The sequence below is a fragment of the Rhodococcus sp. JVH1 genome, assembly GCF_000280725.2.
GTDB classification, from domain to species: Bacteria; Actinomycetota; Actinomycetes; order Mycobacteriales; family Mycobacteriaceae; genus Rhodococcus_F; species Rhodococcus_F jostii_A.
The window spans coordinates 965051-977206 of sequence record NZ_CP166289.1 but is presented as its reverse complement, the minus strand read 5'-3'; the positions used below and the strand labels follow the sequence as shown (position 1 = coordinate 977206).

The 12156-nt window shown below is 67.2% G+C and carries 15 protein-coding genes; 10 read left to right on the top strand and 5 right to left on the bottom strand.

Annotated elements, in window-relative coordinates; genetic code table 11:
- Positions 1-16: 16 nt before the first annotated feature.
- Positions 17-541 (bottom strand): Rv3235 family protein, encoded by a 525-nt coding sequence (locus tag JVH1_RS04650; RefSeq protein WP_009479534.1) that lies wholly within the window; start codon positions 539-541, stop codon positions 17-19.
- 105 nt (positions 542-646) lie between these two features.
- On the opposite strand from JVH1_RS04650, the gene JVH1_RS04645 reads away from it, so the two are divergent.
- From JVH1_RS04645 to JVH1_RS04620, 6 genes are all read left to right on the top strand, one after another.
- Positions 647-1084 (top strand): HAD-IA family hydrolase, encoded by a 438-nt coding sequence (locus JVH1_RS04645; RefSeq protein ID WP_009479535.1) that lies wholly within the window; start codon positions 647-649, stop codon positions 1082-1084.
- Complete coding sequence (locus JVH1_RS04640) at positions 1078-2502, top strand: wax ester/triacylglycerol synthase family O-acyltransferase (RefSeq protein WP_009479536.1); 1425 nt, start codon at positions 1078-1080, stop codon at positions 2500-2502. Before JVH1_RS04645 ends, JVH1_RS04640 begins: the two co-directional genes overlap by 7 nt.
- 30 nt (positions 2503-2532) lie before the next feature.
- A complete protein-coding gene (locus JVH1_RS04635; RefSeq protein ID WP_009479537.1) occupies positions 2533-3045 on the top strand; it encodes a hypothetical protein in 513 nt (170 codons plus the stop codon).
- Between the two features lie 91 nt (positions 3046-3136).
- Positions 3137-4252 (top strand): ferredoxin reductase, encoded by a 1116-nt coding sequence (locus tag JVH1_RS04630; RefSeq protein ID WP_009479538.1) that lies wholly within the window; start codon positions 3137-3139, stop codon positions 4250-4252.
- Positions 4253-4314: 62 nt separating this feature from the next.
- Positions 4315-5571, top strand: a complete 1257-nt coding sequence (locus JVH1_RS04625) for an acyl-CoA desaturase (RefSeq protein ID WP_009479539.1) — start codon at positions 4315-4317, stop codon at positions 5569-5571.
- A gap of 111 nt (positions 5572-5682) precedes the next feature.
- Entirely contained in the window at positions 5683-6921 is a 1239-nt protein-coding gene (locus tag JVH1_RS04620; RefSeq protein ID WP_009479540.1) for a fatty acid desaturase, read from the top strand.
- Between the two features lie 30 nt (positions 6922-6951).
- Here the strand turns inward: JVH1_RS04620 and rsgA are convergent, their stop codons facing one another.
- Positions 6952-7992, bottom strand: a complete 1041-nt coding sequence (gene rsgA / locus JVH1_RS04615; RefSeq protein WP_083849886.1) for a ribosome small subunit-dependent GTPase A — start codon at positions 7990-7992, stop codon at positions 6952-6954.
- Complete coding sequence (gene aroA, locus JVH1_RS04610) at positions 7938-9254, bottom strand: 3-phosphoshikimate 1-carboxyvinyltransferase (protein ID WP_043782198.1); 1317 nt, start codon at positions 9252-9254, stop codon at positions 7938-7940. Before aroA ends, rsgA begins: the two co-directional genes overlap by 55 nt.
- Before the next feature lie 78 nt (positions 9255-9332).
- Between aroA and JVH1_RS04605 the strand changes: the two genes are divergently transcribed.
- Positions 9333-10091 (top strand): SOS response-associated peptidase, encoded by a 759-nt coding sequence (locus JVH1_RS04605; RefSeq protein ID WP_029539454.1) that lies wholly within the window; start codon positions 9333-9335, stop codon positions 10089-10091.
- On the opposite strand, the gene ybaK is transcribed toward JVH1_RS04605, so the two are convergent.
- A complete protein-coding gene (gene ybaK / locus JVH1_RS04600; protein ID WP_043782200.1) occupies positions 10078-10572 on the bottom strand; it encodes a Cys-tRNA(Pro) deacylase in 495 nt (164 codons plus the stop codon). The two genes, JVH1_RS04605 and ybaK, sit on opposite strands and share 14 nt — an antisense overlap.
- A gap of 100 nt (positions 10573-10672) precedes the next feature.
- Between ybaK and JVH1_RS04595 the strand changes: the two genes are divergently transcribed.
- Both JVH1_RS04595 and rsrA read left to right on the top strand, forming a co-directional pair.
- A complete protein-coding gene (locus JVH1_RS04595; protein ID WP_050787536.1) occupies positions 10673-11410 on the top strand; it encodes a sigma-70 family RNA polymerase sigma factor in 738 nt (245 codons plus the stop codon).
- Positions 11407-11688, top strand: coding sequence for a mycothiol system anti-sigma-R factor (gene rsrA / locus JVH1_RS04590; RefSeq protein ID WP_009479546.1), 282 nt, complete (start codon positions 11407-11409; stop codon positions 11686-11688). Before JVH1_RS04595 ends, rsrA begins: the two co-directional genes overlap by 4 nt.
- A gap of 70 nt (positions 11689-11758) precedes the next feature.
- On the opposite strand, the gene JVH1_RS04585 is transcribed toward rsrA, so the two are convergent.
- On the bottom strand, positions 11759-11833 hold the full coding sequence (locus JVH1_RS04585) for a 50S ribosomal protein bL37 (protein ID WP_022597109.1): 75 nt from the start codon (positions 11831-11833) through the stop codon (positions 11759-11761).
- 94 nt (positions 11834-11927) lie between these two features.
- On the opposite strand from JVH1_RS04585, the gene JVH1_RS04580 reads away from it, so the two are divergent.
- Positions 11928-12143: a biotin/lipoyl-binding carrier protein gene (locus JVH1_RS04580; RefSeq protein WP_005240095.1), complete on the top strand. Its 216-nt coding sequence runs from the start codon at positions 11928-11930 to the stop codon at positions 12141-12143.
- The last annotated feature ends 13 nt before the right edge of the window (positions 12144-12156 follow it).

Below are 12156 nucleotides of genomic sequence, written 5' to 3'. Positions count from 1 at the left end.
CCGCGGGAGAAGTCGATCAGCCGATCACCAGCGAGGTGACGGTCCAGCCCGTGTCGGACTGTTGTTCGACACGGGCTGCGATCACGAAGATCCGCGGTCCCCGGCCGTAGGTGCCGAAGGCCTCGAACGCGCACGGCTCCACGGCGCGCAGGTGCACGCGGACGAGCGTCGCGACACCGAGTCGCCGGGCGGGCGACTCCGACAGCGCGAGCGTGCGCACGACGTCGATGAGCGACGGCGTCACCAGCGGCCGCAGTTGCCGCACGTTGCGGCGCCGATCCAGCACTTCGAGGACCAGCCGGAACGCCTGCTCCGTGAATCGCTGGACGTCCGGCGACGGAAGGGGCAGCGTTCCCGGCTGCGTCGTGGCGGTGCGTGGCGACGCCCCCGAGTGGGGCGACGACCGGTGCCTGCTGCGCCCGGCCGCGTGCCGCCCGCTCGACGGCACCGCCGAATGCCCCGGCAGAGGCGGTGCGGGAACGTCACCGGCGGCCGGCTCGAAGCGCGGCACCCGTGACAGGAACGTGTAGGACTCACTCATTTCTTACCCCCCGGTTTCGGCATGAGACGGCCGTCGTAGCGGTCATACTCGCACGGATCCCGTCGTCGTGTCGCCGAACCGGGGAGCGGACCCTAGGGTGGGAACGTGCGGGGATTGATATTGGACTTCGGAGGAGTTCTCGCGGGTCCCGGTTCGGACATGGACGGCCTGTCGTCCGTCCTTGCCGGTGCCCGGACTCGTGGGGTGCGGACCGCGATCCTGAGCAACGATCCCGGTGGTCCCGGCGCGCAGTGGCTGCGAGAACTCGGTGACGGCCGGCTGGTCGATCAGGTCGTGTTGTCCGGGGATGTCGGTGTGGCCAAACCTGATCCGCGGATCTACCGGCTGACGGCCGACGCGCTCGGTCTGGCCCCGGCGGACTGTATCTTCGTCGACGACCTGTCGGTCAATGTCCGGGGTGCGGTGGCCGTCGGGATGGTGGGTGTCCACCACGTCGACGGCGGCGCCACCGCGGACGAGATAGCGATACTTCTCGAGGTCGATCGAGACGGGATGCAAGGGGGACAGGCGCCGACATGGTGACGAGACTGACTACGCAGGACGCGTCGTTCTACTTTCTCGAGGCGAGCAGCACGCCGATGCACGTGGGATCGCTCGCGATCTTCCGCAAGCCGCGAAACGGGTTGTCCTACGAGGAATTACTGAGCCTCGTCGAGGAACGGCTGAGCCTGGTGCCCCGCTACCGGCAGAAGGTGCGGGAGGTGGCGCTGGGACTGTCGCGGCCGGTGTGGGTGGACGACCAGGACTTCGACATCGAGTACCACGTCCGGCGGTCGGCGCTGCCGAAGCCCGGATCGGATGCCCAGTTGCACGATCTGGTCGCGCGGCTCACGTCCCGGCCGCTCGACAACACGCGACCGCTGTGGGAGATGTACCTGGTGGAGGGGTTGGCGAACAATCGCTTCGCCATCTTCACGAAGTCCCATTCCTCGCTGGTCGACGGCGAGACGGCGCTCGAGATCGGCCAGGTGATCCTGGACCCGGCGAAGACTCGGCGGCCCATGGCCGAGGAACTGTGGATGCCGAGCCCCGCCCCCAGTGAGTCCACGCTCATCGCCGGAGCGCTGGCGGAGATGGTGGCGCGGCCGGGCGAAGGGCTCGCGGCGCTGCGGATGACGTTGGGCGACATGGCGTCTGCGCTCGGCGAGACCGTGCGCGCTGTCGGCAAGGTGGCCGCCGTCGTGCGCACCGCCACGCAGGTGGCGCCGGCGAGTCCGCTGAACGCGACCATTTCCCGCAATCGGCGCTTCGCGGTGGTCAAGACCGAACTGGGTGACTACCGGAAGATTCGCGCGCAGTACGGGTGCGAGGTCAACGACGTCATCCTCGCGGTCGTGTCGGGTGCGATGCGGTACTGGCTGCTCTCCCGCGGCGAGCCGGTGGCCGAGTCGACCACGGTCCGGGCGATGGTTCCGATGTCCGTGTACGCGACGGATCCCGAGGCCGACGACGAGGCGTCACGCCGCGGCGAGTGGGCGGATCCGCGGAGCATGGTGTCGTCGTTCCTCATCGACCTGCCGGTCGGGGAACCGAATGCCGTGGTGCGGCTGTCACACGTGGCGCACGCCATGGAGGCGCACGCGAAGCAGAGTCAGCGGGTCACCGCGGAGACCTTGGTGCGTTTGTCGGGGTTCGCGCCGGCCACCCTGCACGCGATGAGTGCCCGTGTCGCGAGCAGTTTCTCGCAGCGGATGTTCAACCTGATGATCACCAACGCGCCCGGTCCGCAGCTGCCGCTGTACGTCGGGGGAGCGCGGATGCTCGAGATGTATCCGGTGTCGCCGCTGCTGAAAAACCAGACTTTGAGCATCGGTCTGACGTCCTACGACGGCAACGTCTACTACGGTTTGAATGCAGACCGTGATGCCATGGCCGACGTGGATGTGGTGGCGGCGCTGCTGTACGAATCTCTCGAGGAGTTGTTGGATGCCAGCCGGTGAGAAGTCCGCGGTGCGAATGACGGGTGACGCATGACGAGGGTGTACGTTCCCGCGACGATCGAGATCCTCCAGCGGCTCGTCGCCGACCGGGAGTTCGATCCGATGAGCCGTACCGCGTTCGCCGTCACCCCCACGCTCCGCGAGGCGTATTCGTCGGGCGACGACGAGGAACTGGCCGAGGTCGCGATGGCCGAGGCGGCCCGGGCCTCGCTGCGACTGATCGCGGGCCGGGTGGGGGAGAGCGGGAGCGACGGGGTTCGGTTCCGTCGCGCCGTGGTCGCCGCGGACGTGGACGACGTGACGCCGCGCCCGGACCTCGACGACGCCGTGGTCCGGTTGCCCGGTCCGGTGACGATCGGCACGGTCGCGTCCGTGCACGTGGATCTGGCGGAGGCGGAGCCGGACATCGAGCGGGCCGTGTCGGCGATCGACGAGGCGGATCTCGGGGACCCCGATGCCGAGTTCGTTCTCGGTGACGCGGAGGATCATGTGCTGGCGTGGTACGCCACTCAGGAGCTTCCGTTCCTGCTCGAACTACTCTGACCGGTACACCCGCTTACCTCGGGGTAACCTACGGTACCGTAACTTGATAACCTTCGGTAGCGTAGGTCACGACGGAAAAGGTGGAGGTCGGATGGGTCTGAAGGATTGGATCGAGGCGCCCGCAGCAGCGGTCGTGCCCGCCAAGCGGTCCAAGCTCAATTGGTTGCGTGGCGCGGCGGCACGGCTCACGACGCCGTTGCTGCCCGACGACTACCTGCATCTGGCCAACCCGCTGTGGTCGGCTCGCGAACTGCGTGGACAGATCGTGGAGGTGCGCGCGGAGACCGCGGACTCGGCCACGATCGTCATCAAGCCGGGCTGGGGATTCGATTTCGACTACGAGCCCGGCCAGTACATCGGCATCGGTCTGCACATCGACGGGCGCTGGCACTGGCGCTCGTACTCCCTCACGTCGCCGCCGAACTGGGACGACAAGCTCATCTCCATCGCCGTCAAGGCGATGCCCGAGGGATTCCTGTCGAGTCACCTCGTCAACGGTGTGCCCTCGGGGACGATCGTGCGGCTCGCGACCCCCACGGGCAACTTCGCGCTGCCCGACCCGCCGCCGGAGCGGATCCTGTTCCTCACCGCGGGCAGCGGCATCACGCCCGTGATGGCGATGCTGCGCACCATGAACCGGCGCGGTCAGCTTCCCGACGTCTTCCACGTCCACTCGGCGCCCACCGACGCCGACGTGATGTTCGCCGACGAACTCACCCAGCTCCACGAGGAGCACGACGACTTCCGGTGCAAGATCCAGCTCACCCGTAGTCAGGGCAAGTTCGCGTTGTCCTCGCTCGACGAGGTGTGCCCCGACTGGCGCGAACGGCAGACGTGGGCCTGCGGCCCGCTGCCGATGCTCGACGAGATCGAGACGTTGTGGCGCGACGAGGGCATCGAGAACAAGTTGCACCTCGAGCGGTTCGCCGTCTCCCGTGCGGACACGTCCGGCGAGGGCGGGACCGTCACGTTCGCCAAGGCCGACAAGACCGTGTCGATCGACGGTGCCACCACTCTCCTCGAGGCCGGTGAGCAGGTCGGGGCACTGATGCCGTTCGGCTGCCGGATGGGTATCTGCCAGACCTGTGTCGTGCCGATTCTCGCCGGGCATGCCATCGACCTGAGGTCGGGTAAGCAGCACGCCGAAGGTGACCGAGTCCAGACTTGTATCTCCGCGGCGGCAGGGGACTGCACGCTCGACGCGTAAGCGTGAGCGTGTTGTTCACCTGACTCCGCTATTCTCGGACTCTCACCAGACGGAGGAGCACGGTGGCGATCACCGACATCAAAGAGTTCGCGCATCTGACCGAAGCGGACATCGAATCGCTCGGGCGTGAGTTGGATGCGATCCGGCTCGACGTGGAGGATTCGCGGGGCGTTCGCGACGCCCGCTACATCCGCCGGGCCATCAGGGCGCAACGGCTGTTGGAGCTCGGCGGCCGGCTTGCGTTGTTCGGAAGCCGCTACCGCCCGGCCTGGCTCGCGGGCACCGCGATGCTCTCCCTCTCGAAGATCATCGAGAACATGGAACTCGGCCACAACGTGATGCACGGCCAGTGGGACTGGATGAACGATCCGGAGATCCACTCCATGTCGTGGGAGTGGGATCAGACGGGCCCCTCGGAGCATTGGAAGCGGGCGCACAACTACTCCCACCACACGTTCACCAACATCGTCGGAATGGATTCCGATGTGGGGTTCGGCATCCTCAGGATGACCCGCGACGAGGAGTGGCGGCCGATCAACCTGCTGCAGCCCTTCGCCAACATCATCCTGGCCGCCACGTTCGAGTGGGGGATCGCGCTCCACGACCTCACGTTCGCCGCCGAGCTCGAGGGTGCGGAGAAGGGGCAGCTCAATTCCCAAGCCAACAAAGATTTCGGGCGCAAGATCTTCCGCCAGGTCGGCAAGGACTTCCTCCTGTTCCCGGTGCTCGCGGGACCGGCGTGGAAGTCGACGCTGACGGCCAACGCCACCGCCAATCTCGTGCGGAATCTGTGGGCCTACGTGGTGATCTTCTGTGGGCACTTCCCGGATGGTGCCGAGAAGTTCACGGTGGACGAATACGAGAACGAGACCCGGCACGAGTGGTATCTCCGGCAGATGCTCGGCAGCGCGAATTTCGATTCCGGCAAGATCATGGGTTTCATGAGCGGGAACCTCAGCTACCAGATCGAGCATCACCTGTTCCCGGACCTGCCGAGCAACCGGTACCCGGAGATCGCGGTGAAGGTCCGGGCGCTGTGCGAGAAGTACGACCTGCCGTACACCACGGGTTCGCTCGCCAAGCAGTACCTGCTGGCTCTGCGCACGATCCACAAACTCGCCCTGCCCGACCGGTTCCTGCGGGCGACGGCGGACGACGCCCCGGAGACGTCCTCGGAACGCAAGTTCCGCGACGCCCGTGATGCGGGCGCCGCCATGGTCGAGACGTTGCGTACGGATCCCGTCACGGGGCAGCGGCGGGGTCTGCTGTCGGCGTTGCGCGCCCGCGCGGAGGCCAAGATTCCGCGACGTCGACGGTGATTTCACTCACACCTACACCCAGGTAACCTACGGTGTCGTAACTTACGGTACGGTAGGTCGAGTCAGCGCCCACGGGTGTGAACTGTCGACCCAGCCAGGAGGAGGTCCCCCATGGCGATTGCAGACGTCAAGGAATACGCACATCTCACCGAAGCCGACATCGAGTCGCTCGGACGCGAGCTCGATGCGATCCGGCGCGATATCGAAGAGTCCCGCGGGGAGCGTGACGCGCGGTACGTGCGAAACACGATCAGACTGCAGCGTTCCCTCGAAATCGGTGGCCGAGCCGTCCTCTTCGCGAGCAAGCGGCGTCCCGCCTGGCTGGCGGGCACGGCCATGCTTTCCCTCTCGAAGATCATCGAGAACATGGAACTCGGCCACAATGTCATGCACGGCCAGTGGGACTGGATGAACGATCCCGAGATCCACTCCACCTCGTGGGAGTGGGACGTGACGGGTCCGTCCGCTCACTGGAAGCAGACGCACAACTACATTCACCACAAGTACACCAACGTCCTCGGCATGGACGACGACGTGGGATACGGACTGCTGCGCGTCACGCGCGACCAGCGGTGGAAGCCGTTCAACACCGGCAATCTGCTGTACAACACGCTGCTCGCGCTGTTCTTCGAGTACGGCATCGCGGCGCAGCATCTCGAACTCGGCAAGGTCGCCAAGGGGCGCGTGCCGAGCGAGGAGACCCAGCGCAAGCTCCGCGAGGTCGGCGAGAAGGTCGGCAAGCAGATCCTCAAGGACTACGTCATCCACCCTGCGGTCACGGGTCCCGCGTGGAAGAGCACTCTCACCGCCAACATCGCCGCGAACATGATCCGCAACGTGTGGACCAACGCGATCATCTTCTGCGGGCACTTCCCGGACGGCGCCGAGAAGTTCACCAAGGCGGACATCGACAAGGAAACGCAGCCCCAGTGGTACCTGCGGCAGATGCTCGGTAGCGCGAACATCGAGGGCGGCAAGCTGATGGACTTCATGTCCGGCAACCTCAGCTACCAGATCGAGCACCACCTGTTCCCCGACCTGCCCAGCAACCGCTATTCGGAGATCGCCGTGCGGGTGCGGGAACTGTGCGACAAGTACGACCTGCCGTACACCACCGGGCCCTTCCTCGTGCAGTACGCGAAGTCGTGGCGCACCATCGCCAAGCTGTCGTTGCCGAACAAGTACCTCAAGGCGACCGCGGACGACGCGCCGGAGACGGCGTCGGAACGCAAGTTCGGTGGAAACACCACGGCGACAATCGATCCCGTGACCGGCCGCCGTCAGGGGCTGAGTACCGCGATCAAGCGCACCCGCAAGCGCCGCGGTCTGCGCGCGCTGCTGTCCCGCTAGAAAAGTTCCGCTACAGACGCGGTTCGTCCCTCACCAGGCTTCGTTGGATGCGATGGCCGTGAGGAGGTGACGGACCGCGTCGACGCGTTTGGCGGCCTTGCCCTCCAGTAGGTCGAGCGCGCATTCCGGGTCCGCGGGCGGGCCGAGGTGGGTACACCCTCTCGGGCAGTCCTCGATGGCCGCGGCCAGATCGGAGAACGCGGCCACCACGTGCTCCGGGGAGATGTGGGCCAGTCCGAACGACCGGATGCCGGGAGTGTCGATCGCCCAGCCGCCCGTCGGAAGCGGCAGCGCGACCGATTGCGTGGACGTATGCCTGCCCTTGCCGACGCCGGAGACCACGCCGACGGCCCGGTCGGCGTCGGGCACGAGGCGGTTGACGAGAGTCGACTTCCCGACCCCCGAATGGCCGATCAGCGCGGTGAGCCGGCCCGACAGCATCGACAGCACCTCGTCGACGGGATCGTCGCGACCGGCCACGACGACGGGAACGTCGAGGTCGGCGAACGCGCTCGCGAACTCCTCGGGCGGCTCGAGATCGCTCTTCGTCAGGCACACGATGGGACTCAACCCGCCCGCGTACGCGGCGACGAGCGCACGCTCGACGAATCCCGTCCGTGGCGGCGGGTCCGCGAGCGCCACGACGATCAGCAGCTGCTGGGCGTTGGCCACGACGATCCGCTCGCACGGATCGGTGTCGTCGGCGGTGCGTCGCAGCACCGTGGAGCGTTCGGCGACCCGCACGATCCGCGCCAGGGTGTCGGGCTTGCCGGACAGGTCACCGACGACGCTCACCTCGTCGCCCACCACGATGGGGGTGCGGCCCAGTTCCCGGGCGCGCATGGTGACGAGGGGACGTTCGGGGTCGCCGCCCAGCACGCAACCCCATCGGCCGCGGTCGACCGAGACGACCATCGCCGACTCCGCGGCGAGGTGTTCCGGCCGGGTCTTCGTGCGCGGGCGCGTTCCTCGGCCCGGGCGTACCCGGACGTCGGACTCGTCGTACTGCCTGCGACTCAGAAGCTCGCCTTCCGCTCGGTGCCCGCACCTGCGGACAGCATTGTGGCCCACAGGTTCTCGAAACCGGGCAGGGTCTTGGCCGTGGTGCCGACGTCCTCGATCCGGATGCCGTCGACCCGCAGCCCGACGATGGCGCCCGCGGTCGCCATCCGATGGTCGGCGTACGAGCGCCACGTTCCACCGTGCAGGCCTGCCGGGACGATCGTCAGGCCGTCCTCGGTCTCGGTGACGTTTCCGCCCAGCGAGTTGATCTCGTGTGCGAGCGCGGCGAGCCGGTCGGTCTCGTGACCGCGCAGGTGCGCGATGCCCCGCAGGTGCGACGGCCCGTCCGCGAGTGCGGCGAGCGCCGCGACGGTCGGGGTGAGTTCGCCCACGTCGTGCAGGTCGATGTCGATGCCGGTCAGCTGTTGCGGCCCGCGGACGGTGAGGTTCGCGCCGTCCAGTCGGACGTCCGCGCCCATCGCCAGGAGGATCTCGCGGATCGCGTCTCCGGGTTGCGTCGTCCTGCTCGGCCACAGGGGAACGGTCACCTCACCGCCGGTGACGGCGGCGGCCGCCAGGAAGGCGGTGGCATTCGACAGGTCGGGTTCGATCGCGCGGTCGACGGCCCGGACGACACCGGGGCTCACCCGCCATGTGTCGGCCTCCCCGCCCGTCGCCGGGGTCGTGACCTCGACGCCCGACTCGCGCAGCATCTCGACCGTCATGTCGATGTGCGGCATGGACGGGACCGTCTTGCCGTCGTGATGCACGGTGACGCCCTCGTCGAATGCGGCCGCCGACAGCAGCAGCCCGGAGACGAACTGTGACGAGCCGGACGCGTCGATGGTGACCTGTCCACCGCGCAGCGAGCCCGCACCGCGGACCGTGAACGGGAGGGAGTCGCCGTCGATGTCCGCGCCGAGACCGCGCAGCGCGTCCAGGATCGTGTCGAGGGGCCGGGTGCGCGCCTGCTCGTCTCCGTCGAAGTGAACCGTTCCGCTCGCGAGTGCGGCGACCGGCGGCAGGAACCGCATGACGGTGCCGGCCAGGCCGCAGTCGACCGCACCACCCTGGAGCGGTCCGGGGGTGACCCGCAGCGTCGTGTCGGCGCCGACCGTCTCGATGCTGATGCCGAGCGTGCGGAGAGCCTCGATCATGAGGTCGGTGTCCCGGCTGCGCAGTGCCCCGGTGAGGGTGGACGGACCGTCCGCGAGTGCGGCGAGGATCAGCGCGCGATTGGTGATCGACTTCGATCCGGGGAGGGCGACCGTCGCGACGACGGGCGCTTCGGCGCGGGGGGCGTTCCACAGGCTCAGGCTCACGGTCTCCATCTTCGCCTATCGGGCGGGTCACCGGGCGGGGTGGGCGGCGTGTCGCGGGTGTCGGTGGTTCGTGCCACTCTGGTGGGCATGTGCGGCAGGTATGCGACCACTGCGAATCCGGCGACACTCGCCGCCGACCTCGATGCGATCAACGAGGCGGGCGAGGAGGAGAGTCCGCCCGACTACAACGTGGCGCCCACCACGCAGGTCCTGACGGTGGTCGACCGTCACGACGCCCGGCGGATCCGGCGGATGCGGTGGGGGCTCGTGCCGTCGTGGACGAAGGAGCTCGGCAAGGGGCCGGTGCTGTTCAACGCGCGAGCGGATTCGGTCGACAACAAACCGGCATTCCGGAACGCGTTCAAATACAAGCGCTGCCTCGTTCCGATGGACGGCTGGTACGAGTGGCAGACCGAGGTCGATGCGGCGGCCGCGGGGAAGAAGTCGGGTAAGGCGAAGAAGATCCCGTACTACATGTCGCCGGAGGACGGCTCGCGCCTGTACATGGCCGGGCTGTGGTCGGTGTGGCACGATCCCGCGGTCGCGGAGTCGCACCCGGTCCTGAGCTGCAGCATCATCACCGTCGACTCCGCCGCCCAGCTCGAGAACGTGCACGACCGGATGCCGCTGGTGATGCCCCGCGACCGCTGGTCCGCGTGGCTCGATCCCGAGCATCCCGCGTCGACGGATCTGCTCGAGGTGTCACCCGACGCCATCGCCGACATCACCGTCCGGCGGGTGTCCACGCTGGTCAATAGCGTGAAGAACAACGGGCCGGAACTCCTCGACCCCGATGCCGCCGGTCGTGACGAGGCTCAGGTGGGGGAGCAGATCAGCCTGCTGTGACCGCCGCGGTGACGGCTCCGCTGAGCCGCACCAGGTCGGCGGGCGCGAGTTCGATCTCGAGTCCGCGCCTGCCCGCGCTGCACAGCACCCGGTCCCAGTCGAGCGCCGACGCGTCGACGACGGTCGGGAGTGCCTTGCGCTGTCCGAGCGGTGAGATGCCCCCGAAGACGTACCCGGTGGAGCGCTCCGCCTCGGTACGGTCCGCCATCACGGCCTTGCCCGCGCCCAGCGCCGCGGCCGCCGCCTTCAGCGACAGTTTCTCCGGCACCGGCACGACCGCCACCGCCAGCTTGCCGGTGTCGAGTTTGATCACCAGCGTCTTGAACACCTGATGGGCGGTGACGCCGACCGTCTCGCCCAGGGCGTCGACGGCCTCCGAACCGTACGATTCCGCCCGCGCATCGTGCGCGTAGCTGTGCACGGTGTGGTCTATGCGGTGTTTCACGAGCAGCTTCGTCGCGGGAGTGGCAGTTCCGGCCATGGACAGACACTCTGCCACGCGGTCGGGAACACAGCGGACGGGAGGCGTGTTGGTACCTGCAGAAGAACAGAGTGCATCGAAGGGAGTGGTCCGTATCGTGATGTCCTCGGTGATGGAGCCCACGTCGCGTCTGCAGTTGGCGGTAACGTTGACGCCCACGGCGACCGAAGGGATCAGCGTGCAGGAACATGACCGTCCGACGGCAGACCAGGCCGAGCCACAGGACGAGTTGATCGCGCGTTTCGAAAGGGACGCGCTCCCACTTCTGGATCAGTTGTACGGCGCTGCTCTGAGGATGACCAGGAACCCGGCGGACGCCGAGGACCTCGTCCAGGAAACGTACGTGAAGGCCTACACGGCGTTCCGTTCGTTCCGTGAGGGCACCAACCTCAAGGCGTGGCTGTACCGGATTCTCACGAACACGTACATCAACTCGTACCGCAAGAAGCAGCGCCAGCCCGCGCAGTACCCCACCGACGAGATCACCGACTGGCAGTTGGCGGCGACGGCGGAACATTCGTCGACCGGTCTGCGATCCGCCGAGGTCGAGGCCCTGGACGCGCTGCCCGACGACGACATCAAGGAAGCACTCCAGGCCCTGCCGGAGGAGTTCCGGATGGCCGTCTACTACGCCGACGTCGAGGGATTCCCCTACAAGGAGATCGCCGAGATCATGGGCACCCCGATCGGGACCGTGATGTCGCGACTGCACCGCGGGCGCAAGCAGCTCCGGGGTCTGCTCGCCGACGTCGCACGCGAACGTGGATTCAACCGTGGGGGCACCGACGACGTGCCCGGCGACAGTGTAGTGAGCGCGGAACAGGAGGTTTCTCGGTGAGCGAGCAGGACGAATTCGAGCAGCTCGACTGCTCCGCCGTCATCGCGGACGTCTGGCTGATGCTGGACCGTGAATGCGACGCGGCGTCGCGGGCGCGGCTGCAGAGGCACCTCGACGAGTGCGGGTCGTGCCTCGAGGCGTACGGCATCGAGGAGAAGGTGAAGTCTCTCGTGAACCGCAAGTGCGGCGGGGAGCACGCACCGGAAAGCCTCCGTCAGAGGCTCTCCATAGAGTTACGGCGGACGATCCTCATCACGAACACCGAACCCGACGCATAACTCGTCAGAACAGCAATCAGGGGCCGGAAAGCATCGCTGCTTCCCGGCCCCTGGTGCGTTCTACGGCGCGTCAGGCGTTGGGACGCTTGCCGTGGTTTGCGGCGTTGCCCTTGCGACTGCGCTTCTTACGACCACGCTTACCCATGAGTAGATCTCCCTTCTTTTCACCACAGTCTTCCACGTGTGGTTGGGTGTCCTTGCAACAGGGCTTTCTCGACACCCGGGAGTGAAGGATCACAATGGCAGAAGACGTGCGCGCCGAAATGGTTTCGACGGTGTATCAGGTTGTGGTGAGCGCGGGCGACGAGGTGAAGGAGGGCGACACCCTCGTCATCCTCGAGTCGATGAAGATGGAGATCCCCGTCATCGCCGAAGAACCCGGCACGGTCACCTCCGTGGACGTCAAGGTCGGCGACGTGATCCAGCAGGGCGACCTGATCGCAGTGATCTCCTGAGCTGACAGCCACC